Source organism: Kosakonia sp. PSU_27 (genome assembly GCF_039409795.1).
Classification (GTDB): domain Bacteria; phylum Pseudomonadota; class Gammaproteobacteria; order Enterobacterales; family Enterobacteriaceae; genus Kosakonia.
This window is the reverse complement of the sequence record NZ_JBCIVK010000002.1, coordinates 460,337-483,014: the sequence shown is the minus strand read 5'-3', so window position 1 is coordinate 483,014 and position 22,678 is coordinate 460,337. Positions and strand designations below refer to the sequence as shown.

At 53.3% G+C, this 22,678-nt stretch carries 23 protein-coding genes; 9 read left to right on the top strand and 14 right to left on the bottom strand.

Annotated features, from left to right (window positions below; all coding sequences use genetic code 11):
- The first annotated feature begins 2 nt into the window (after positions 1–2).
- The 4 genes from ribE (at position 3) to pgpA (ending at position 2,458) form a co-directional block, all read left to right on the top strand.
- Positions 3–473, top strand: coding sequence for a 6,7-dimethyl-8-ribityllumazine synthase (gene ribE, locus AAIG26_RS06160; RefSeq protein WP_020456756.1), 471 nt, complete (start codon positions 3–5; stop codon positions 471–473).
- Positions 474–492: 19 nt separating this feature from the next.
- A complete protein-coding gene (nusB, locus tag AAIG26_RS06155) occupies positions 493–912 on the top strand; it encodes a transcription antitermination factor NusB (protein WP_017458863.1) in 420 nt (139 codons plus the stop codon).
- A 75-nt stretch (positions 913–987) separates the two neighbouring features.
- Complete coding sequence (thiL, locus tag AAIG26_RS06150; protein WP_020456757.1) at positions 988–1,965, top strand: thiamine-phosphate kinase; 978 nt, start codon at positions 988–990, stop codon at positions 1,963–1,965.
- Positions 1,943–2,458 (top strand): phosphatidylglycerophosphatase A, encoded by a 516-nt coding sequence (gene pgpA, locus AAIG26_RS06145; protein ID WP_020456758.1) that lies wholly within the window; start codon positions 1,943–1,945, stop codon positions 2,456–2,458. The genes thiL and pgpA overlap by 23 nt, the downstream gene beginning before the upstream one ends.
- 37 nt (positions 2,459–2,495) lie before the next feature.
- Here the strand turns inward: pgpA and AAIG26_RS06140 are convergent, their stop codons facing one another.
- The 4 genes from AAIG26_RS06140 to xseB are packed head-to-tail and all read right to left on the bottom strand — an operon-like array spanning position 2,496 to position 6,560.
- Positions 2,496–3,470 carry an aldo/keto reductase gene (locus AAIG26_RS06140; RefSeq protein ID WP_343180228.1) on the bottom strand — a complete coding sequence of 325 codons (975 nt, stop codon included), beginning with the start codon at positions 3,468–3,470 and terminating at the stop codon, positions 2,496–2,498.
- Between the two features lie 60 nt (positions 3,471–3,530).
- Positions 3,531–5,393, bottom strand: coding sequence for a 1-deoxy-D-xylulose-5-phosphate synthase (dxs, locus tag AAIG26_RS06135; RefSeq protein WP_045509239.1), 1,863 nt, complete (start codon positions 5,391–5,393; stop codon positions 3,531–3,533).
- Positions 5,394–5,417: 24 nt separating this feature from the next.
- On the bottom strand, positions 5,418–6,317 hold the full coding sequence (gene ispA, locus AAIG26_RS06130; protein ID WP_020456761.1) for a (2E,6E)-farnesyl diphosphate synthase: 900 nt from the start codon (positions 6,315–6,317) through the stop codon (positions 5,418–5,420).
- Positions 6,318–6,560 (bottom strand): exodeoxyribonuclease VII small subunit, encoded by a 243-nt coding sequence (gene xseB, locus AAIG26_RS06125; RefSeq protein WP_017458869.1) that lies wholly within the window; start codon positions 6,558–6,560, stop codon positions 6,318–6,320.
- Between the two features lie 213 nt (positions 6,561–6,773).
- Between xseB and thiI the strand changes: the two genes are divergently transcribed.
- Complete coding sequence (gene thiI / locus AAIG26_RS06120; protein WP_343180227.1) at positions 6,774–8,222, top strand: tRNA uracil 4-sulfurtransferase ThiI; 1,449 nt, start codon at positions 6,774–6,776, stop codon at positions 8,220–8,222.
- Positions 8,223–8,314: 92 nt separating this feature from the next.
- On the opposite strand, the gene yajL is transcribed toward thiI, so the two are convergent.
- Both yajL and panE read right to left on the bottom strand, forming a co-directional pair.
- The gene (gene yajL / locus AAIG26_RS06115; protein WP_020456763.1) at positions 8,315–8,908 is read right to left on the bottom strand and encodes a protein deglycase YajL; all 594 of its coding nucleotides are present in this window, start codon (positions 8,906–8,908) and stop codon (positions 8,315–8,317) included.
- Positions 8,871–9,782 carry a 2-dehydropantoate 2-reductase gene (gene panE, locus AAIG26_RS06110; protein ID WP_020456764.1) on the bottom strand — a complete coding sequence of 304 codons (912 nt, stop codon included), beginning with the start codon at positions 9,780–9,782 and terminating at the stop codon, positions 8,871–8,873. The genes yajL and panE overlap by 38 nt, the downstream gene beginning before the upstream one ends.
- Before the next feature lie 139 nt (positions 9,783–9,921).
- On the opposite strand from panE, the gene AAIG26_RS06105 reads away from it, so the two are divergent.
- Positions 9,922–10,413 carry a YajQ family cyclic di-GMP-binding protein gene (locus AAIG26_RS06105; protein WP_020456765.1) on the top strand — a complete coding sequence of 164 codons (492 nt, stop codon included), beginning with the start codon at positions 9,922–9,924 and terminating at the stop codon, positions 10,411–10,413.
- Between the two features lie 41 nt (positions 10,414–10,454).
- Here AAIG26_RS06105 and AAIG26_RS06100 read toward each other — a convergent pair whose 3' ends face one another.
- The 8 genes from AAIG26_RS06100 to AAIG26_RS06065 all read right to left on the bottom strand — a co-directional run bounded on the left by AAIG26_RS06100 (position 10,455) and on the right by AAIG26_RS06065 (position 19,477).
- Complete coding sequence (locus AAIG26_RS06100) at positions 10,455–11,816, bottom strand: MFS transporter (protein ID WP_045509230.1); 1,362 nt, start codon at positions 11,814–11,816, stop codon at positions 10,455–10,457.
- 147 nt (positions 11,817–11,963) lie between these two features.
- On the bottom strand, positions 11,964–12,851 hold the full coding sequence (gene cyoE / locus AAIG26_RS06095; RefSeq protein ID WP_017458875.1) for a heme o synthase: 888 nt from the start codon (positions 12,849–12,851) through the stop codon (positions 11,964–11,966).
- Between the two features lie 12 nt (positions 12,852–12,863).
- Positions 12,864–13,190, bottom strand: coding sequence for a cytochrome o ubiquinol oxidase subunit IV (locus AAIG26_RS06090; protein ID WP_017458876.1), 327 nt, complete (start codon positions 13,188–13,190; stop codon positions 12,864–12,866).
- Positions 13,190–13,804 carry a cytochrome o ubiquinol oxidase subunit III gene (locus AAIG26_RS06085; RefSeq protein ID WP_017458877.1) on the bottom strand — a complete coding sequence of 205 codons (615 nt, stop codon included), beginning with the start codon at positions 13,802–13,804 and terminating at the stop codon, positions 13,190–13,192. Before AAIG26_RS06085 ends, AAIG26_RS06090 begins: the two co-directional genes overlap by 1 nt.
- Positions 13,794–15,785 carry a cytochrome o ubiquinol oxidase subunit I gene (gene cyoB, locus AAIG26_RS06080; RefSeq protein ID WP_020456767.1) on the bottom strand — a complete coding sequence of 664 codons (1,992 nt, stop codon included), beginning with the start codon at positions 15,783–15,785 and terminating at the stop codon, positions 13,794–13,796. Before cyoB ends, AAIG26_RS06085 begins: the two co-directional genes overlap by 11 nt.
- A 19-nt stretch (positions 15,786–15,804) precedes the next feature.
- Positions 15,805–16,752 carry a cytochrome o ubiquinol oxidase subunit II gene (gene cyoA, locus AAIG26_RS06075; protein WP_017458879.1) on the bottom strand — a complete coding sequence of 316 codons (948 nt, stop codon included), beginning with the start codon at positions 16,750–16,752 and terminating at the stop codon, positions 15,805–15,807.
- Between the two features lie 631 nt (positions 16,753–17,383).
- Positions 17,384–18,859: a muropeptide MFS transporter AmpG gene (ampG, locus tag AAIG26_RS06070; RefSeq protein ID WP_343180225.1), complete on the bottom strand. Its 1,476-nt coding sequence runs from the start codon at positions 18,857–18,859 to the stop codon at positions 17,384–17,386.
- A 39-nt stretch (positions 18,860–18,898) separates the two neighbouring features.
- Positions 18,899–19,477 carry a lipoprotein gene (locus AAIG26_RS06065; protein ID WP_017458882.1) on the bottom strand — a complete coding sequence of 193 codons (579 nt, stop codon included), beginning with the start codon at positions 19,475–19,477 and terminating at the stop codon, positions 18,899–18,901.
- A 298-nt stretch (positions 19,478–19,775) separates the two neighbouring features.
- Here AAIG26_RS06065 and bolA point away from each other — a divergent pair, with 298 nt between their 5' ends.
- The 3 genes from bolA to clpP all read left to right on the top strand — a co-directional run bounded on the left by bolA (position 19,776) and on the right by clpP (position 22,652).
- A complete protein-coding gene (gene bolA, locus AAIG26_RS06060) occupies positions 19,776–20,093 on the top strand; it encodes a transcriptional regulator BolA (protein WP_017458883.1) in 318 nt (105 codons plus the stop codon).
- A gap of 349 nt (positions 20,094–20,442) precedes the next feature.
- The gene (gene tig, locus AAIG26_RS06055; protein ID WP_343180223.1) at positions 20,443–21,741 is read left to right on the top strand and encodes a trigger factor; all 1,299 of its coding nucleotides are present in this window, start codon (positions 20,443–20,445) and stop codon (positions 21,739–21,741) included.
- A gap of 287 nt (positions 21,742–22,028) precedes the next feature.
- Complete coding sequence (clpP, locus tag AAIG26_RS06050) at positions 22,029–22,652, top strand: ATP-dependent Clp endopeptidase proteolytic subunit ClpP (RefSeq protein WP_017458886.1); 624 nt, start codon at positions 22,029–22,031, stop codon at positions 22,650–22,652.
- The last annotated feature ends 26 nt before the right edge of the window (positions 22,653–22,678 follow it).

Sequence of the window (22,678 nt, the reverse complement as noted above, 5' to 3'; positions counted from 1 at the left end):
GTATGAACATTATTGAAGCCAACGTTGCTGCTCCGGACGCTCGCGTCGCCATCACCATTGCGCGTTTCAACAACTTCATCAACGACAGCCTGCTGGAAGGCGCGGTTGATGCGCTGAAACGCATCGGTCAGGTGAAAGATAACAACATCACCGTTGTGTGGGTGCCTGGCGCTTACGAACTGCCGCTGGCGGCAGGCGCGCTGGCCAAAACCGGCAAATATGACGCGGTGATTGCACTTGGCACCGTGATCCGCGGCGGTACCGCGCACTTCGAATATGTTGCTGGCGGTGCAAGCAATGGCCTGGCGCATGTTGCCCAGGACAGTGAAATCCCGGTGGCTTTCGGCGTGCTGACCACTGAAAGTATTGAACAAGCCATCGAACGCGCTGGCACCAAAGCCGGTAATAAAGGTGCGGAAGCCGCACTGACCGCGCTTGAAATGATTAATGTACTGAAAGCCATCAAGGCCTGATTTTTGTAAGGGGAATTCCGTGAAACCTGCTGCTCGTCGCCGCGCCCGTGAGTGTGCCGTCCAGGCGCTCTACTCCTGGCAGTTGTCCCAGAACGACATCTCTGATGTTGAATACCAGTTCCTGGCAGAGCAAGACGTTAAAGATGTTGACGTCCTGTATTTCCGCGAGCTGTTGACCGGGGTGGCGACTAATAGCGCATATCTCGATGGCTTAATGAAGCCTTACCTGTCCCGTTTGCTCGAAGAGCTGGGCCAGGTCGAGAAAGCGGTATTGCGTATCGCACTGTTCGAACTGTCCAAACGTGATGATGTGCCGTACAAAGTGGCGATCAACGAGGCTATCGAACTGGCAAAAACCTTCGGCGCTGAAGACAGCCACAAGTTTGTTAACGGCGTGCTGGATAAAGCCGCACCTGCGATCCGTCCCCACAAGAAGTGATCCGCAAGCCGGAAACTGGCGCTGCACGTTGCGCGTCGGTTCCGGCTTTTTCTTTTTTCTACAGAGGCATAACGTATGGCATGCGGCGAATTTTCCCTGATTGCCCGTTATTTTGACCGCGTACGAAATTCCCGTCGCGATGTAGAAACTGGCATCGGCGACGACTGCGCGCTACTCAATGTTCCCGAAAAACAGACGCTGGCGATAAGCGTCGATACGCTGGTGGCGGGCAACCATTTTCTGCCGGATATCGATCCGGCCGATCTGGCGTACAAAGCGATGGCATCGAATCTCAGCGATTTGGCGGCGATGGGTGCCGATCCGGCGTGGTTAACGCTGGCTCTGACGCTGCCCGAGGCGGATGAAGCCTGGCTGCAAGCCTTTAGTGATAGCCTGTTCGAACAGCTCAATTACTACGATATGCAACTGATTGGCGGCGACACCACGCGTGGCCCGCTGTCGATGACGATTGGCATTCATGGTTATGTGCCGGTTGGGCGGGCAATGAAACGTTCTGGCGCGAAGCCAGGTGACTGGATTTACGTCACCGGCACGCCAGGTGACAGCGCTGCCGGGCTGGCGATTTTGCAACAGCGTTTAGCCGTGAACGATAGCGCTGATGCACAGTATTTGCTCAAGCGCCATCTGCGACCAACGCCGCGCGTATTGCAGGGGCAGGCGCTGCGCAATCTCGCAAGTTCGGCGATTGATCTCTCCGATGGCCTGATTTCCGACCTCGCGCATGTGTTGAAAGCCAGCGGCTGCGGCGCGCGTATCGATCTGGATGCGTTGCCATTTTCCAACGCCGTTCGCCGCCATGTTATGCCGGATCAGGCGCTACGCTGGGCGCTTTCCGGCGGGGAAGATTACGAGTTGTGCTTTACCGTGCCGGAGCTGAACCGTGGTGCGCTGGATGTCGCGATTGGTCAGTTGGGTGCGCCTTTTACCTGTATCGGGCAGATTAGTGCGGATATTGAAGGATTGCATTTCACCCGTGACGGCAAAGCCGTGACGCTTGACTGGAAAGGATATGACCACTTTGCCGCGCACTAAAGATGTGGCTAAAAGCCGTCTCAACTTACGCAACCCCTGGCATCTGCTGGCTACTGGCTTTGGTAGCGGTTTAAGCCCCATCGTTCCGGGAACGATGGGATCGCTGGCGTCGATTCCCTTCTGGTGGGCGATGACCTTTTTGCCCTGGCAGCTCTACTCGCTGCTGGTGATGTTTGGGATCTCGCTTGGCGTTTACCTCTGCCACCAGACAGCAAAAGATATGGGTGTGCACGATCACGGCAGTATTGTCTGGGATGAGTTCATCGGCATGTGGATAACGCTCATGGCCCTCCCGACCAATGACTGGCAATGGGTCGCCGTGGGGTTTGTGCTGTTCCGTATTCTGGATATGTGGAAGCCGTGGCCGATCCGCTGGTTTGATCGCAACGTGCATGGCGGAATGGGGATCATGGTCGATGATATTGTCGCCGGGATCATCGCCGCCGGGCTGCTCTATCTGATTGGCCATCACTGGCCGCCTGGCCTTATCTGAGCTTCCCCTCTCCCGGCGGGAGAGGGAGGTTTCGCGTTTACTTAAAGCCAACCACTGGATGCGGTTTATATGGCGTCTCCAGCTCGGCTATCTGCTCCGGTTTCAGCGTTAAATCCACCGCGCCCAGCAAGTCGTCCAGTTGCTCTTCACGCGATGTACCGATAATCGGCGCGGCAACACCGGGTTTACTCAGCAGCCACGCCAGCGCGACCTGCGCGCGCGATGCGCCAATCTCTTCTGCCACACCCGCCAGCCGCTCGGCGATCTGCGCGTCGTTGTCATCCGTTTCGCTGTATAGTGTTTTGCCAAATTCATCCGACACCAGACGTGCAGTGGTTTCCCCCCACGGGCGCGTTAAACGACCGCGCGCCAGCGGGCTCCACGGAATAATCGCTACGCCCTCTTTGTAGCACAGCGGCAACATCTCGCGCTCTTCTTCGCGGTAGATCAGATTGTAATGATCCTGCATGGTGACAAAGCGCGCCCAGCCGTTTTGCTCCTGCAACGCTAACGTCTGGGCAAACTGGCGGGCGTGCATTGATGATGCCCCGATATAGCGGGCCTTACCGGCTTTTACAACCTCGTCCAGCGCTTCAAGTGTCTCTTCGATAGGCGTGGTGTAATCCCAGCGATGAATTTGCAGTAAATCCACATAGTCCATGCCAAGACGCCGCAGGCTGTCGTCAATGGAGCGCAAAATTTGCGCGCGTGACAGGCCTTCGGGCAGGTCGCCAACCTGGTGATACACTTTGGTCGCGACGACCACATCTTCGCGGCGGGCGAAATCACGCAGCGCCCGGCCAACAATCTCTTCACTGCTGCCGTCTGAGTAGCTGTTTGCGGTATCGAAAAAGTTGATCCCGCCTTCCAGGGCGCGTTTGATGATGGGGCGGCTGCTCTCTTCGGGCAAAGTCCAGGCGTGTTTACCGCGATCCGGTTCGCCAAACGTCATGCAGCCCAGACAAAGGCGGGAAACCTTCAGGTCTGTTTTTCCTAATGTGTTGTATTGCATGGTTCCACTCCTGCTTGTCAAAACGTACGTTTAAGCATAGCAGGAGCGGATGGGGGAGGGTCAGGCAAGCCAGTTTCTGATGCGGGATTCAATGCCTGCGGCATCCAGGCCTATTTCAGCGCGGGCTTCATCCTGCGTGCCCTGCGGGATAAAGAAATCCGGCAGCCCAAGATTCAGCACCGGTACTGGTTTGCGGTGAGCCATCAGCACTTCATTCACGCCGCTACCTGCGCCACCGATAATGGCGTTTTCTTCCAGCGTTACCAGCGATTCATGGTGTGCGGCGGTTTCCAGAATCAGCGCCTCATCCAGCGGTTTGGCAAAACGCATATCGATAAGCGTGGCGTTCAGCGCTTCGGCGGCTTTTTCGGCCTCCGGCAATAGCGTGCCAAAATTAAGAATTGCCACTTTTTCGCCACGGCGTTTCACCACACCTTTGCCGATAGGCATTTTTTCCAGCGGTTGTAGCGGCACACCAACTGCATTACCGCGCGGGTAGCGCACCGCGCTTGGGCCATCTGCGTAGTGATAGCCGGTAAACAGCATCTGGCGACATTCGTTTTCATCGCTCGGTGTCATCACCACCATCCCCGGGATGCAGCGCAGATACGAAATATCAAACGCCCCCTGGTGAGTCTGGCCGTCTGCGCCAACGATCCCGGCGCGGTCGATAGCGAACAGCACCGGCAGTTTCTGGATCGCCACATCATGAATAACCTGATCGTAGGCGCGTTGCAGGAAGGTGGAGTAAATCGCCACCACCGGCTTGTAGCCGCCAATCGCAAGACCTGCGGCAAATGTCACCGCGTGCTGTTCGGCAATCGCCACATCAAAGTATTGATCCGGGTATTTGCGTGAGAACTCGACCATGCCGGAACCTTCACGCATCGCCGGTGTGATCGCCATCAGCTTGCTGTCTTTCGCCGCGGTTTCGCACAGCCAGTCGCCGAAAATCTTCGAATAGCTCGGCATGCCGCCGCTGCTTTTTGGCAGCGTTCCGCTGGTCGGATCGAATTTCGGTACGGCGTGGAAAGTGATCGGATCTTTTTCGGCCGGTTCATAACCGCGCCCTTTTTTGGTCATGATATGCAGGAACTGCGGACCTTTCAGATCGCGCATATTGCGCAGCGTCTGCACTAACCCCAGCACATCGTGACCGTCGACCGGGCCGATATAATTAAAGCCCAGCTCTTCAAAGAGCGTACCCGGCACCACCATTCCTTTGATGTGCTCTTCGGTGCGCTTAATCAGCTCTTTAATCGGCGGTACGCCGGAAAGCACTTTTTTGCCGCCTTCGCGCAGCGTGGAGTAGAGCTTGCCGGAGAGCAGCTGCGCCAGGTGATTATTCAGCGCGCCGACATTCTCAGAAATCGACATCTCGTTGTCGTTTAACACCACCAGCATATCCGGGCGGATATCACCCGCGTGGTTCATGGCTTCAAATGCCATGCCAGCGGTGATCGCGCCATCGCCAATCACGCAGACGGTGCGGCGCTGTTTACCCTCTTTTGCCGCCGCGACGGCGACACCAATACCGGCGCTAATGGACGTCGATGAATGGCCAACGCTCAGCACGTCGTATTCGCTTTCGCCGCGCCAGGGAAAAGGGTGCAACCCGTTCTTCTGTCGGATGGTGCCGATTTTGTCACGACGTCCGGTCAGAATTTTATGCGGATACGCCTGGTGGCCCACGTCCCAGATCAACTGATCAAACGGCGTGTTGTAGACGTAATGTAGCGCGACGGTCAATTCAACCGTGCCAAGCCCGGAGGCGAAGTGCCCGCTGGAGCGGCTCACGCTGTCGAGCAGGTAGCGACGCAGTTCGTCGCATAGCTTCGGCAGGCTCTCTTTCGGCAGCAGGCGCAACTCTTGCGTGGTATCAACCAGCGCCAGCGTCGGGTATTTGGCTATATCAAAACTCATCAGAGACTCATCGTGGTGTTTTCGTTATTTATCACGCTGGATTATGTAATTCGCCAGTGCTTCCAGTGCCGTCGTATCCAGCGACTGTGCCGCAAGCAGGCTTAAAGCTTGCCGGGCGTCGTCAATCAGGTCGCGGGCTTTTGTCCGGGCTTGCTCAAGGCCCAGTAGTGCGGGATAGGTGCTTTTCCCCAGTTGCTGGTCAGCGCCCTGGCGTTTGCCAAGCGTCGCAGTATCGCCGACAACATCCAGAATGTCATCCTGAACCTGGAACGCCAGACCAACGCATTCGGCATAGCGATCGAGCAATGGCAGGGCTTCGCGGCCTTTATCCCCAGCGCTTAGCGCGCCCATTCGCACCGCTGCGCGAATCAGGGCGCCGGTTTTGTGGCGATGGATCTGCTCCAGTTCAGCCAGCGAAACCCGCTTGCCTTCCGCTGCGAGATCCAGCGCCTGGCCGCCGCACATTCCTGCTACGCCGCTGGCGTGAGCCAGTTCCGAAACCATCGCCAGCCGGTCACGCGCATCGACTTCTGCCATGGGCGCATCTGTAAGAATGGAGAAAGCCAGAGTTTGTAACGCATCACCCGCGAGGATGGCGCTGGCTTCACCAAACTTAATATGGCATGTCGGTAAACCCCGGCGGAGATCATCATCATCCATGGCGGGCAGATCGTCGTGGATCAGCGAGTAAGCGTGAATACACTCCACCGCCGCTGCAGGCGCATCCAGCGTTTGCTGGCTAACGCCGAACATGTTGCCTGTGGCATAAACCAAAAAAGGACGCAGACGTTTACCGCCTAATAATGCGCCATAGGAAATGGCCTCAACCAGAGGAGTGTTCTGAAAGGGCAGTGGCGCGATAAATCGGCGCAGCGCTTCATTGGCCTGAGAGACACAGGCCTGTAGCTGTTGATCGAAATCCATTTATTCAGCGTCCGGAGCAAAAGGCGTAAGGGGAGCCTCTTGTGAATCAGAGAGCAGGATCTGCACGCGTTGTTCCGCCTGCTGGAGTTTCACCTGTCCCTGGCGCGCCAGCTGCACGCCGCGTTCGAATTCATTGAGTGCCTCTTCAAGCGGTAGATCGCCGCTTTCAAGACGAGTGACAATCTGTTCCAGTTCGCTTAGCGCTGTTTCAAAACTGGCCGGTGCGTCGTTTTTCTTTGGCATAGTGAATGTCTGACTCTTCTATTGTTCTGGCTCAACGTAGCTATGGTAGCGAAGTCACGGCGCTTAGCAAATAACGCGCAATGGTAATGCAATGTGCGCAGCTTTATTGCGATGGTGGTATACTCCTGCGCCTGGATGCAGCCGCGGGTATGGGGCTGCTGTACTATTTTCCTATACAGGCCCAGCCGGGCTTGCCAACGAACCATTGCCGCCATGAAGTTTATCATTAAATTGTTCCCGGAAATCACCATCAAAAGCCAATCTGTGCGTTTGCGCTTTATTAAAATTTTGACCGGGAACATTCGTAACGTTCTGAAGCACTACGACGAGACCCTCGCCGTTGTCCGCCACTGGGATCATATCGAAGTGCGCGCCAAAGATGAAAATCATCGCCTGGCTATCCGCGACGCGCTGACCCGTATTCCGGGCATCCACCATATTCTCGAAGTGGAAGATGTTCCTTTCACCTCGCTGCACGACATTTTTGAGAAAGCGCTGGTGCAGTACCGCGAGCAGATCGAAGGTAAAACCTTCTGCGTACGCGTTAAACGCCGCGGCAAACATGAGTTTAGCTCGATTGAAGTTGAACGTTACGTCGGCGGCGGTCTGAACCAGCATGTCGACTCTGCGCGTGTCAAACTGACTCACCCGGATGTGACGGTGAATCTGGAGATCGAAGACGATCGCCTGCTGTTAGTGAAAGGCCGTTATGAAGGTATTGGCGGTTTCCCGATCGGCACTCAGGAAGATGTGCTGTCGCTCATCTCCGGCGGTTTCGACTCCGGCGTTTCCAGCTATATGCTGATGCGTCGCGGTTGCCGCGTACACTACTGCTTCTTTAACCTGGGCGGCGCCGCGCATGAAATTGGTGTTCGCCAGGTCGCGCACTACCTGTGGAACCGTTTTGGCAGTTCTCACCGTGTACGGTTTGTGGCGATCAACTTTGAGCCAGTGGTCGGTGAAATCCTCGAAAAAGTGGATGATGGCCAGATGGGCGTGGTGTTGAAACGCATGATGGTGCGCGCAGCGTCAAAAGTGGCTGAACGCTACGGCGTGCAGGCGCTGGTGACCGGTGAAGCACTGGGCCAGGTGTCCAGCCAGACGCTGACCAACCTGCGTTTAATCGACAACGTTTCTGACACGCTGATTTTGCGCCCGCTTATCTCTTACGATAAAGAGCACATCATCGATCTGGCGCGTGAAATCGGTACTGAAGATTTCGCCCGTACCATGCCGGAGTATTGTGGTGTGATCTCGAAAAGCCCAACTGTAAAAGCGGTGAAGGCGAAAATCGAAGCGGAAGAGGAACATTTCGACTTCTCCATCCTCGATAAAGTGGTTGCTGAAGCGAGCAATATCGATATCCGCGAAATCGCCCAGCAGGCCCAGGAAACCGTGGTCGAAGTTGAAACGGTCAACGGTTTTGGCCCGAACGATGTGATCCTGGATATCCGCTCTATTGATGAACAGGATGACAAACCGCTGAAGCTGGAAGGGATCGACGTGGTTTCGCTGCCGTTCTATAAACTGAGCACCAAATTTGGCGACCTCGATCAGAACAAAACCTGGTTGTTGTGGTGCGAACGCGGCGTGATGAGCCGTCTGCAGGCGCTCTATCTGCGCGAGCAGGGTTTTACCAACGTTAAAGTTTATCGCCCATAAAAAACTGCCGGAGAGGGTGACCTTTTCCGGCAGTTTTCGCGTCACTTTGCATTGAAAGCCCGGCAGGCATCGCACCGCCGGGCTTTTTGTTTTCAGGCTTCGTAGTAGTTATAAATTCCGGCAGCCATCACCAGTTGTGACGCCACTTCGTGCGCTTTTTCACGCCCCACCAGTAAATCAATAATTTTCAAAGCAAAATCGATGGCGGTACCCGGCCCCTGGCTGGTGAGCAGATTAACGCGCGGATCCCACACGACGCGTTTATCCTGCCACTGTTCGGCGGGAATAGTCTCTTTCAGGCCTGGAAAGCCGGTCATATTGCCCAGCGGGAAAATCTCATGCGGCACCAGCACGGTGCCCGCCGCAGCACAAATTGCGGCGACGATACGGCCCGAGAGGTGAAACTGGCGCACGGTTTCCACCAGTAACGGACTATCGCGAAAACACTCCGCCCCTTTCAGACCGCCGGGCAGCACAATCACGTCGTAATCGCCATCGGCTACTTCTACTAACGGCGCATCCGCCAGCAGTTTTACGCCGCGTGAGCAAGTAACGACCAGGTTGCCATCACTGGCGACGCTGGCGGTAGTAACGGCAATTCCACCACGTACCAGCAGATCGATAGTGGTGACCGCTTCGGTTTCTTCACTACCAGGGGCGAGACATATCAGAGCCGATGCGCTCATACTCACTCTCCTTACGTTTAATCATTTCATACAGACGGGCGTTTTCCGGCACCGCAATACCGTGCGCGCGGGCGCGCCTGAGCAGGTAACCCGTAATATAATCACACTCGGTATGGCGCATCGCGCGTACGTCCTGCAGCATAGATGAGATATTTTCTGCCGTGTTTTCAATAATCTGATTCACGTAGCTCAGTAAATCATCGGCAGAAATATGGTGGCCTTCACGTTCAATCACCGCAGCAACTTCACGCGTCACCTTTTGGATCTCCTCCGGGAACGCTCGCAGATCGCCATTTTTACAGTCATGCAGCGCGGTTAACGGGTTGATGACGCAGTTCACCGCCAGCTTGCGCCACAGCGCCGGACGGATCGTGTTATGCCAGGCCACGTCCGGCAGCACATCCTGCAGGATGTCGGCCAGATAGCTGAACTCGCCATCCTGCTGTCGCGCCGGGCCAATGTGCGTGGTACCGCTGGCAACGTGCACGATAACGTTGCCATCACGGCGCGCAGCATGAGTAGTCGTACCGATCAGTAACGGATTCGCCAGTGCTTTCAACTCTTCGACAGTGCCCATGCCGTTGTGAATCAGTAGCACGGGGGTTGAAGGTGAGAGTGTTGCTGCCAGCCCTTTCACCGCATCGGAAACTTGCCACGCTTTTAACGTCACCAGCAATAAATCGCTACGCGCCAGGAATTCAGGATCGTTGGCCGTCAGGGATTCGTTAAATATTGAGCCGTCTTCATCAACGACATTCACACTGCAAAATGGCTGTGGCACGCGCAACCAACCCTGTACCTCATGTCCCTTTTTACACAACGCGGTTAACCACAATTGCCCTAAAGCACCGCATCCGAGTACGGTAATTCTCATTTATCCTCCTCACCTGCAACGTCGCCAGGTGTTGCTTTCACCATTATAGCGCTGTCGGCTAAGCTTCCCGTATTACAAGTTGAGTTATGCCTCGTTGCGGGTATTATGCAACGCAACAAATGCAGAGGGAGAAGAAAAGATGCCATCTTTCGATATCGTTTCCGAAGTTGAAATGCGTGAAGTGCAAAACGGCGTTGAGAATGCGACCCGTGAAGTAGGGACTCGCTTTGATTTTCGCAACGTTGAAGCCACGTTTGAACTGAACGAAGAGAAACAGACCATTAAAGTTCTGAGCGAATCCGATTTCCAGGTTAACCAGCTTCTGGATATTTTACGCGCGAAATTGCTGAAACGCGGCATTGAAGGGGCGTCGCTGGACGTGCCGGAAGAGTTTGTACACAGCGGCAAGACCTGGTTCGTGGAAGCAAAACTGAAACAGGGTATTGATGCAGCGACGGCGAAGAAAATCATCAAGCTGATTAAAGACAGCAAGCTGAAAGTGCAGGCGCAGATTCAGGGCGAAGAAATTCGTGTGACCGGGAAATCCCGTGATGACTTGCAGTCTGTTATGGCACTGGTGCGCGGCGGTAATCTTGGCCAGCCGTTCCAGTTCAAAAACTTCCGCGATTAATGTGCGCGCTCTCTCCCTGGCGGAGAGAGCGTGTCGCAGCGTTAACCCGCTACGGCTTGTTCAACCTCAAAGCGGTTAGTGACCTTACTGTCAATCTTGACGTAAGCGCTACGCTCTTCGGTAACCACTAATACTTCACTTACTCCCTTTGTTGCCAGCAAACGTTTTTGCAACGCTTCATTGATGATGACATTTTCCGGGATCGCGATGCGCAGGCTGCTGACATAGGGCGGTTCCTGCATGGTGCCTGCGACAAGCAGCCAGACCATCGCCAGCAATGCACCGGCAAGAAATACCGTTTGTGAATCAAACAGACCATCTACCCAGCCGCCGAGCGCGCCGCCAATTGCCACGCCGATAAACTGGCTGGTGGAGTAAATCCCCATCGCCGTGCCTTTATAGCCCGCTGGCGCTTCTTTGCTGATTAACGAGGGTAGTAATGCTTCCATCAGGTTAAAGGCGAGGAAAAAGATCTGTACACCAATGACGATTTCCCAGAAATGTGGCCCCGCGCCCCACAACACGATTTCCGCAATCAGCAGCAGCGCCACGCAGAACACGAAAACGCGCTTCATGCGGCGCTTCACTTCGGCGTAGATAATAAATGGCACCACCGAAACGAAAGAGATAAGCATGGTGACCAGGTAGATTTTCCAGTGATCCGGTGCGAGAAAACCGGCGGCTTCGAGTTGGCCTGGCAGGGCAACAAACGTCGACATCAGCAGGATATGCAGGCACATAATGCCAAAGTTGAGTTTTAGCAGCTTCGGGTTGACCATCACCATCTGGAAACAGTCTTTCACCATGCCGGATTCGCGGTTACGCACATGTTGCTGACTGTCTGGCACGACCCAGATAGTCAACGCAATACCGGCAGTTGCCAGCCCGGCAATCATCCAGAACAGCGCATGCAAACCCAACTGATGCGTGATAATCGGGCCAAGCACCATGGCAATGGCGAAGGTGACGCCAAAACTAACGCCGATAAAGGCCATCGCTTTGGTACGATTCTGTTCGCGAGTGAGATCGGAAAGAAGCGCCATAACAGCGGCGGCGATGGCACCGGAGCCTTGTAATGCGCGACCAAGAATAATGCCCCAGATAGAATCGGAAAGGGCGGCAATCACGCTACCGGCGACAAAAATCGCTAACCCGCCAACGATAAGCGGCTTGCGGCCGATGCGGTCAGAAAGCAAGCCAAAGGGAATTTGAAACACGGCTTGCGCGAGGCCATAAATACCAATCGCCAGACCGATGAGTGCTTCACTGGCGCCCTGCAGCGCCATACCGTACGTGGTCAGAACGGGCAGGACCATAAACATGCCGAGCATGCGCAGTGAGAATACAGTCCCTAAACCCCAGGTGGCGCGCAACTCGCCTGGCGTCATTTTATAATCGTTCATTACCACCTCAATTTGAAAACCGGACATAGTGTAGTGCGGGGGCAGGGCGGGGTAAATAACAGCTTAATTAACAAATATTACCTGTAGAGCGGGGCGTTTGGGCATGAAAAAAGGGTGCCGTAGCACCCTTTATAATGGCGGTTTGGATCACCAGACGTAGGTCAACAGGTTATGGGAATCCGGCACCATAAAATCGACCGACATCATCACGCTGAGCGAGGTGATAGCGACAATGGAGAAGACGAACAGTTTGCGCGCCCACACCTTGTCATCCTCAACTTTATAACCACGTAGCGCCATGCCCAGCCACCAGAGGCTTACCGCTGCGGCAACGACCAGGTATTTGTAACCGGCGTAGCCGCCAAGCGACAGCATCAAAGTGGCGATAGCGAACGCCAGGATGTAGAGCGTGATATGGTTTTTCGCCACGGAAATACCTTTCACCACCGGCAGTACAGGGATGTTCGCTGCCTGATAATCCTTAAAGCGGAAAATCGCGATGGCATACGAGTGAGGCATCTGCCACAGGCTGAAAATCGCCAACAGGATCGCCGCGCCGCTGTCAAACTCGTTGGTGACGGCGCAGTAGCCAATCACCGGCGGCGCAGCGCCGGAGAGTGAACCAATCAGCGTACCGTAAACGGAGTGGCGTTTCATATACAGGCTGTAGACGCCCACATATACCACGAACCCCATTACCCCCAGCCAGCAAGCCAGCGGGTTGGCGCCAAACCACAGCAGCATGAAGCCAGCAATACCCAGCAAGGCGGCGTAAACCAGCGAGACTTTTGGCGAGATCAGCCCTCTGACCAGCACCCTGTTTTTCGTCCGTTCCATCTTTTTGTCGATGTCACGATCGATGTAGTTGTTAAAAACACAACCAGAGGCGACCACCAGCGACACACCAATCAGCGTGTAGATGAATAGGGGGTAATCAATGTGGCCTTTAGAGGCCAGCAGGAATCCCCCGATCACGGAGATCAAGTTGCCAAAAATAATGCCCGGTTTCGTGACTTGCAGGTATTGCTTAAACATACTTCGCCGCTCTTATCGAACCATCATGTTGTAGTTGAGGTTCCACATAATCCAGATGGAACCTACCACCACGATCGCGATGATCAGCACAGTAAAGACGAAAGCCGTCATGTTCCAGCCTTCATCAGACTTGGTGTTCATGTGCAGGAAGCACACCAGATGCACCAGAATCTGTACCACCGCTGTCACCAGCACAGTGCCGAGAATCGCCACGTGGGACGCAGTACCGCTCATCACCATCCAGAACGGGATCACCGTCAGGATGATCGACAGGATAAAACCTGTCATGTAGGTTTTTACGCTACCGTGGGAAGCGCCATGATCGGTTGAATGACTCATTACATCGCCCCCATCAGATAAACGACTGAGAATACACAAATCCATACGACGTCCAGGAAGTGCCAGAACAGGCTCAGGCACAGGATACGCGTACGGTTTGTACTGGTCAGGCCGCGACGGGAAATCTGGAACATCAGCACTGCCATCCAGATCAGACCCGAGGTCACGTGCAGACCGTGGGTGCCAACCAGCGCGAAGAACGCTGACAGGAAGCCGCTGCGATCCGGACCCATACCTTCAACAATCAGGTGATGGAATTCATAGAGTTCCATCCCGATGAAGCCTGCGCCGAACAGCCAGGTCAACGCCAGCCAGGAAACAACCTGGCTTTTGTTGTTCTTATACATGGCGATCGCCGCCATGCCATAGGTGATGGAGCTGAACAGCAGCAGGGCGGTTTCCACCAGAACGAACGGCAGTTCAAAAATGTCTTTACCCGACGGGCCACCCGCCGTGTTATTCACTAACACGGCATAGGTCGCGAACAGGATCGAGAACAGAATGCAGTCGCTCATCAGGTAGATCCAGAAACCGAAGACTTTGGTCGGTCCTGAATCATGGTGCCCATGTTCGTGCGCGTGGGCGTTCGCAGTCGTCAGAGTATCAGTTGCCATTTTTCAGCCCTGCCTTTTTGATCTCATCGAAATGCTGGTTTTCCAGTTTTTCGATTTCTGCAACCGGTACGTAGTAATCCACGTCCTCGTCAAAGCTCTTCACAATCCAGCTAATTACGATGCCGGCGAAACCGACGATCGCCATCCACCAGATGTGCCAGATCATGGCAAAGCCAAACACCGTTGCGAAAGCGGCAATAACAATGCCCGCACCGCTGTTTTTCGGCATATGAATTTCTTCATAATGCGCAGGTTGCTTGTACGCTTCGCCTTTTTCTTTCATTTCCCAGAATGCATCACGCTCATGAACGTGTGGCACTTCAGCGAAGTTGTAGAACGGCGGCGGAGAAGAGGTTGCCCACTCCAGCGTACGGCCGCCCCACGGGTCACCGGTCAGGTCACGGTTGAGGTGACGGTCGCGGATGGAGACGTAGTACTGAATCAACTGGCACAGAATACCGCAGGCAATCAGCGCAGCACCGCAAGCGGCAACCACCAGCATTGAGTGGAACTGCGGATCAATCTGCTGGCTCAGGCGACGGGTCATACCCATAAAGCCCAGCACATACAGCGGCATAAATGCTACGAAGAAGCCGATGATCCAGAACCAGAACGCGCGTTTACCCCAGGTTTCATTCAGGGTGAAGCCAAACGCTTTCGGCCACCAGTAAGTGATACCCGCAAAGCAACCAAATACCACACCGCCGATGATGACGTTATGGAAGTGAGCAATCAGGAACAGACTGTTGTGCAGCACAAAGTCCGCGCCCGGTACCGCCAGCAGTACGCCGGTCATACCGCCCACAGAGAAGGTCACGATAAAGCCGATGGTCCACATCATTGCTGAATGGAACACGATACGGCCCTGGTACATGGTGAACAGCCAGTTGAAGATCTTCACCCCGGTCGGGATGGCGATAATCATGGTGGCGATACCGAAGAAGGCGTTAACGTTCGCGCCTGCACCCATGGTGAAGAAGTGGTGCAACCAAACGATAAACGACAGTACGGTAATACACACGGTCGCCCAAACCAGCGAGGTGTAACCGAACAGACGCTTACGCGAGAAGGTCGCGGCGACTTCCGAGAACACACCGAATACCGGCAGAACCAGGATGTACACTTCCGGATGGCCCCAGGCCCAGATCAGGTTGATGTACATCATCATGTTGCCGCCCATTTCGTTGGTGAAGAAATGGGTACCCAGATAGCGGTCCAGGGTCAGCAGCGCGATGGTGACAGTCAGGATCGGGAACGAGGCGATGATCAGCACGTTGGCGCACAGCGATGCCCAGGTAAATACCGGCATCTTGAACATGGTCATGCCCGGCGCACGCATCTTCAGAATGGTCACGAAGAAGTTGATACCGGTCAGCGTCGTACCGATACCGGAGAGCTGAAGTGCCCAGATCCAGTAATCAACCCCGACACCAGGACTGTATTCAATCCCCGATAGCGGCGGATAAGCCAGCCAGCCAGTCTGCGCGAATTCACCCACGCCGAGAGACAGGTTAACCAGGATTACACCGACAACCGTGAACCAGAAGCTCAGGTTGTTGAGGAACGGGAACGCCACGTCGCGAGCGCCGATCTGCAGTGGGATCACCACGTTCATCAGACCGATAACCAGCGGCATTGCTACGAAGAAGATCATGATCACGCCGTGGGCGGTGAAGATCTGATCGTAGTGGTGCGGCGGCAGGAAGCCTGCTTCACCCGCCGAGGCGAGTGCTTGCTGGCTACGCATCATGATGGCGTCAGCAAAGCCACGAATCAGCATCACGATACCGACGATGCAGTACATGATACCGAGCTTTTTGTGGTCAACCGAAGTCAGCCACTCTTTCCACAAGTAGTTCCACTTACCGAAGTAAGTAATCAGGGCCAGTAATGCCAGGCCACCGATGATAATGGCAGCCACCGTAACCACAATAATGGGTTCATGGTAGGGGACTGCATCCAGTGTCAATTTTCCGAACATCGTTTTCTTCCTCGACCCCTTAGTGAGAGGTTTCCGCGTGGCTCATGTCCATGCCTTCCATACCTTCGTGCTCGCTATGCTCGCCCTTAGGTTGGTTCATGTCCATGCTCATGCCGTGGCCCATAAATTTGTTGATAACGTCTTTAAACAAATCGGGTTTCACGCTGGAGAAGTATTCAACCTTGTTGTATTCGCTTGGCGCAGCAAGTTTGTCATACGCTGCCATATCCGGCAGGGTATTCGGAGCTTGTTTCGCTTTTGCGACCCACTGGTCGAATGCGGCACGGTCCGGCGTAGCAATTGCTTTAAACTTCATACCCGAGAAGCCCGGGCCGCTGTAGCTTGCGGAGATACCATCGTAGGTACCAGCTTCGTTGGCGATCAGATGCAGGTTAGTCTGCATACCGGCCATCGCATAAATCTGGCTACCAAGTTTCGGGATAAAGAACGAGTTCATCACGGAGTTGGAGGTCACTTTGAACTGAACCGGAACGTTAGCCGGGAAGGCGATTTCGTTCACGGTAGCAATGCCCTGCTCCGGATAGATGAAGAACCATTTCCAGTCCATAGAAACAACTTCAATGGTGATCGGTTGTTCGTCATGGGCTAATGGTTTGCTCGGTTCGAGCGCGTGGGTGGTTTTCCATGTCAATACGGCGAGGAACAGGATGATCAGAATAGGTACCGTCCAGACCACAGCTTCCACTTTATTGGAGTGTGACCAGTTAGGGCTATACTTCGCATCTTTATTGCTCGCACGATACTTCCAGGCGAAACCAACGGCCATCAAGATGGCGGGAATAACGACAATCAACATCAGGCCAAAAGCCGTCAGTATCAGCGAACGTTGCTCCAGTCCAATCTGTCCTTTGGGGTCAAGAAGTGCAGAATCGCAGCCACTGAGTAAAACAGTACCGGCGATTAATGACAACCATCCCAAACTTTTATTGTATTTCCTGAGTCTCATTTAACGACCTCAATTCCACGGGATCTGGTGGCGCTTAAAGTGTGCGGGCATTTTACGGAAAGGTTACGTTACTGTAAACATGATTGGCTCTGTGTCAGTAAGGTGTTACTGGCTTTTGCCGTTTATGTCACATCGAATGCAACAATCTGTAAAAAAAGCGATTCGCACTGCCAGAGAGTGAGATTATAACGGAAAAATTACATGACAATCAGTCCAGGGGGTAAATTGGTATAACCAATCAGTTAAATATACATTTATTTAACAAATATCCAGCAAATATCGAACATTATTGGAACGAACTTGAAACCCAACAATTAATAACCGTGCTGAATCGTTAAAGAGTAGCCTTTAATTTATAAGGCACAAAACAATTAAGATTTTTTTATTTGCACAATTTGAATTAGGCGATTTGCTAAAAAGATGTGGTGTTTATTTATTGAACATAATAATAACTGCGGTGAATTGTTTTAGGCCGTTTTTATTTTTTGGTGGCCTGATTTTAATAGGAAAATAGCCAGTAAATATATTCTTAAGCGATTTTATTTGCCATTTTACTGTTTTTTAACATTTCGAGGCTTTGACGCCAAAAAAAGCGCCCGCAGGCGCTTTTTTATCACGTCGTTTTAACACGTTATAGCAACTCTGTTTTACGTAGCGCCAGCAGATCCAACACACCGCCAAACACAATGCCGATAAACGCTAACAGTGCGCCCCATTCCAGCAGCGTGGTGCCGAAAGACCAGTCGGTAAACCCTGTGGCGTTGATCATTAACACCAGCAGCCAGCATCCTAACAGTACGCAACCGGCGCTCAGTATGCGCAGCGCCAGCTGGTAGGCCGTAGCGTATTCGGTTCTGCAGAGAAAACTTTCACTCTGTTGCGTAAATGCCAGTGTTTTTTTGCACAGCATCAGCAATAACAGACCGGGAAGCGCGGCCACAATCGAAAAGAGATAGAACGTCGACCAGCTGTAACTTTCAACAAACCAGCCAGCCAGCGGGCCGACATAGACGCGTCCAACCGCCGATAGCGCCGAGAGCAGAGCAAACTGCGTTGCGGAGAAGGATTTGTTGCAGAGCGTCATTAATAGCGCAACAAACGCCGCAGTCCCCATGCCGCCACACAAGTTTTCTAAAAAGACGGCTGAACCCATCGTAAAAATGCTTTTCGCCGTTATTGAAAGCAGCCAGTAACCGGCATTCGAAATGGCCTGCAGTACGCCGAAAATTAACAACGCACGGAACAGGGATAACCGCTGCATCAGTACGCCGCCTAACAACGCGCCGATAATCGTGGCGATAAGCCCCAGCGTTTTGTTCACCACTCCCACTTCTCCGGCGTCAAAACCAACGCCGCGGATGAGAAATGTTGTTGTCAGACTCATGGCGAACGCATCGCCCAGTTTGTACAGCACTATTAATAGAAGAATAAGCCAGGCGTTGTTACGCCCAAAGAAATCACGCAGCGGCTCGACAACGGCGCGTTCCAGCGTTTTCGGCACCGGAATCACATCCTCTGGCTCCGGTGCGAGCAGGGTGGCGATAATGCACGGGACCAGTAGCACGGCCATCAACCAGTACATTCCCTGCCAGCCGAGCCAGCGATCCGCCAGCCATAAAGCCAGTCCTCCGGAAACCAACATTCCGAGTCGATAGCCCAGCACGCTTATTGCCGCACCTGCGCCTCGCTCTTCGAGCGGCAGCACATCCGTTTTCCAGGCGTCAAACACTATATCCTGAGACGCAGAGCAGAAAGCGATAAGCACAGCCAGCGCCGCCATCCAGCGCAGATGGTTGGCCGGATCGAGGAAACCCATTGCGGCAATCGACACCAGCAGCAGAATTTGCGTGAGGAGCAGCCAGCCGCGACGACGCCCGAGTAAAGGCGGCGTGTAGCGATCCATCAGCGGCGACCACAAAAACTTAAACACGTAAGCCTGGCCGACCAGAGAGAAGAAACCGATGGTTTTTAAATCGATGTTTTCAACGGTCATCCACGCCTGGAGCGTGCCGCTGGTCAGGGCGAGAGGCAAACCGGAAGCAAAACCCAGAATCAGCAGGATGGCTGATTTCGGTTGGGTGAAGATGCGTAAGTAGTGACTGGACATGTGTTAAAAACTGGCCCGGAAAACCGGGCCAGAAAAAGATTAACGAGCGTTTTGCTTGATGAAGTCGTGAATGCTGGTGTCCTGAGACATATCAGCGATGGTGTCAGTCAACACGCTGTTAACCGCACCGGCAATCTTGTCGTTGGTAGCCTGGAATGCGCCTTCGACGTTATAGCTTGCGCGGTAGTTTTTGGTCATCTTGTTGCCGTTCGCAGCAGTCGCGATGATTGCGATATCCGCTTTGGTCGCGATGTTGTAGCGGACGTTGCCCTGAGAGACATCCGCATACAGCTGGTTAACAATAATCTGCAGGTTTACCGCGCCGTTCGGCCCGATCATATAACCGCGCGCGGTCATCTGTTTTTCCAGCACTTCTTGCAGCAGGAAACGCAGATCGCGGGAGGCTGTCAGGGTAACCAGCTGGTTATCGCGTGTCACTTTGGCCAGCGCTTGATCCGGGCGCTGATCGGCACCGTTGATGCTCACGGTGACACCCATCAGGCTTGGATCCTGTTGCGGCAGAGTAATTTTTGGGGTGACATCAAGTGTTGTCGGCGGGGTTGCGCACCCGGCCAGCATAAATAAAGCGACCAACGGAAAGAGTAGTTTTTTAAACATGTTCAGGCTCTCAAGGATCTAAGCTTCTGGGGGAAAATTCTCGCCATCATAACATTGCCGGTGTTAAGAGGAAGTCCTCAATGCATGGAAATTCATCGTCTTGTGCTTTTTTTGCCGTCAAAAACGGTTTTATGGGTGATGCCACGCAAAAAAAGCTGCTTTCAGTAGAGTTCATCCCCTTGAGCGGGAAAATAGGACGAACGCTAATTTTTTGTTGTTTTATTGTTATAGAGACGGTAAAAGCGGCTAACATTTAAAGAGATGGCTGGCATCTCAGCGTTGTCGGAGGTGTAATATCATGATGATGCGTGAACAAATAGAAGCAAAGCTGAAGGCGGCGTTTGAGCCCCTCATTCTCGAGGTTGTTGACGAGAGCTATCGTCACAATGTCCCCGCAGGTTCTGAAAGTCACTTCAAAGTTGTACTGGTAAGCGACCGTTTTACTGGAGAGCGTTTTCTGAACCGTCATCGCATGATTTACGGCACGTTGGCAGATGAACTGTCTACGACGATTCATGCACTGGCTCTGCATACTTACACACTTAAGGAGTGGGAAGGTTTGCAGGATACCCTGCTGACCTCGCCAGCCTGTCGCGGTGCCGGAAGCATCGCGTAGAAAACCTGGTTGCAACAGCCCAAACTTTTCCAGTATGTTGCATGCAGATTATGTAAAAACGGCCTACGGGCCGTTTTGTTTTGTCTGAATTTTGAGCGAGAAACGCCCTTTTTTGAGCGAAATTGCTTCAGAAGTGTGAAAAATGACGCACCATTGCGACATTCCCGTTCTCGACTCATATCTGTGATGCCGCTATAATGCTGCGTCTTATTTTTCGGAATGTCTTCGGGATGATTCTGACGACAGGGAATGTATATCTGATTTGAGAGAACATCCCGGTTCTGCAAGCGAAACGGTTTGCTTCGCAGAGTAGAGTTGACCGAGCACTGTGATTTTTTGAGGTAACAAGATGCAAGTTTCAGTTGAAACCACTCAGGGCCTTGGGCGCCGTGTAACGATTACAATCGCTGCTGACAGCATCGAGACCGCTGTGAAGAGCGAGCTGGTCAACGTAGCGAAGAAAGTGCGTATTGACGGCTTCCGTAAGGGTAAAGTACCGATGACCGTTGTTGCTCAGCGTTATGGCGCGTCTGTTCGCCAGGACGTTCTGGGCGATCTGATGAGCCGCAACTTTATCGATGCGATCATTCAGGAAAAAATCAACCCAGCTGGCGCGCCGAACTATGTTCCGGGCGAATACAAACTGGGCGAAGACTTCACCTACTCTGTAGAGTTCGAAGTGTACCCGGAAGTTGAGCTGAAAGCGCTGGATACCATCGAAGTTGAAAAACCGGTTGTTGAAGTGACCGATGCTGACGTGGACACCATGCTGGAAACGCTGCGCAAGCAGCAGGCGACCTGGAAAGACAAAGACGGCGCTGCTGACGCTGAAGATCGCGTGACCGTTGATTTCACTGGTTCCGTTGATGGCGAAGAATTTGAAGGCGGCAAAGCCACTGATTTCGTACTGGCAATGGGCCAGGGTCGTATGATCCCGGGTTTCGAAGACGGTATTAAAGGCCACAAAGCGGGCGAAGAGTTCACCATCGACGTGACCTTCCCGGAAGAGTACCACGCAGAAAACCTGAAAGGTAAAGCGGCGAAATTCGTCATTAACCTGAAGAAAGTTGAGGAGCGTGAACTGCCGGAACTGACCGAAGAGTTCATCAAACGCTTTGGCGTGGAAGATGGCTCCGTTGCGGGTCTGCGCGCTGAAGTACGCAAAAACATGGAGCGTGAGCTGAAAGGCGCGGTGCGTAACCGTGTTAAATCTCAGGCGATTGAAGGCCTGGTGAAAGCGAACGAAATCGACGTTCCGGCTGCACTGATTGACAGCGAAATCGACGTTCTGCGCCGCCAGGCTGCACAGCGTTTCGGTGGCAACGAGAAACAAGCTCTGGAACTGCCGCGTGAGCTGTTCGAAGAGCAGGCAAAACGTCGTGTTGTGGTTGGCCTGCTGCTGGGCGAAGTTATTCGTACCCACGAGCTGAAAGCTGACGAAGAGCGCGTTAAAGGCCTGATCGAAGAGATGGCTTCTGCATATGAAGATCCGAAAGAAGTGATCGAATTCTACAATAAAAACAAAGAGCTGATGGAAAACATGCGTAACGTTGCGCTGGAAGAACAAGCGGTTGAAGCGGTTCTGGAAAAAGCGAAAGTGACTGAAAAAGCCACTTCCTTTAACGAACTGATGAACCAACAGGCTTAATCGACTTCTGCGATAGCTAAAAGCAATAAGCCCGTCACCTGCTTGCTGGTGACGGGCTTTTTTTATCGCATCAGGACTATCAGATCTGTGCTAAAAGGGCGTTTCAGTGTTAGCGTAACAGCAAAAGATTGTTATGCTTGAAATCAGGTAATGTCATCCCCACTAAGGGAATAGCGACAGAAAAGACTCTGGCTGATAATCCGTCCGTGAGGCGTCGTAGTCAGACCCCACTCACTCAAGTACAATCAGTACAGCAGGTTTGTTAATTTTTTATCCAGGAGACGGAAATGTCATACAGCGGCGAACGAGACAACTTTGCACCCCATATGGCCCTGGTGCCAATGGTTATTGAACAGACCTCACGCGGTGAGCGCTCTTTCGATATCTACTCCCGTCTTCTCAAGGAACGCGTAATTTTTCTGACCGGTCAGGTTGAAGACCACATGGCGAACCTGATTGTGGCACAAATGCTGTTTTTGGAAGCGGAAAACCCGGAAAAGGACATTTACCTGTACATTAACTCGCCTGGCGGGGTAATTACCGCAGGGATGTCAATTTATGACACCATGCAATTTATTAAGCCGGACGTCAGCACAATTTGTATGGGCCAGGCTGCGTCAATGGGCGCATTCCTGCTGACGGCGGGTGCGAAAGGCAAGCGTTTCTGCCTGCCAAACTCACGTGTGATGATTCACCAGCCGCTGGGCGGCTATCAGGGCCAGGCGACGGATATTGAAATCCACGCGCGTGAGATTCTGAAAGTGAAAGGGCGCATGAATGAACTTATGGCGCATCATACGGGTCAATCTTTAGAACAAATTGAACGCGATACAGAACGTGACCGCTTCCTTGCCGCGCAAGAGGCGGTTGAATACGGGCTGGTTGATTCAATTTTAACCCATCGTAACTAAGCTCAGGCTGCAGGTGCCGCTATACT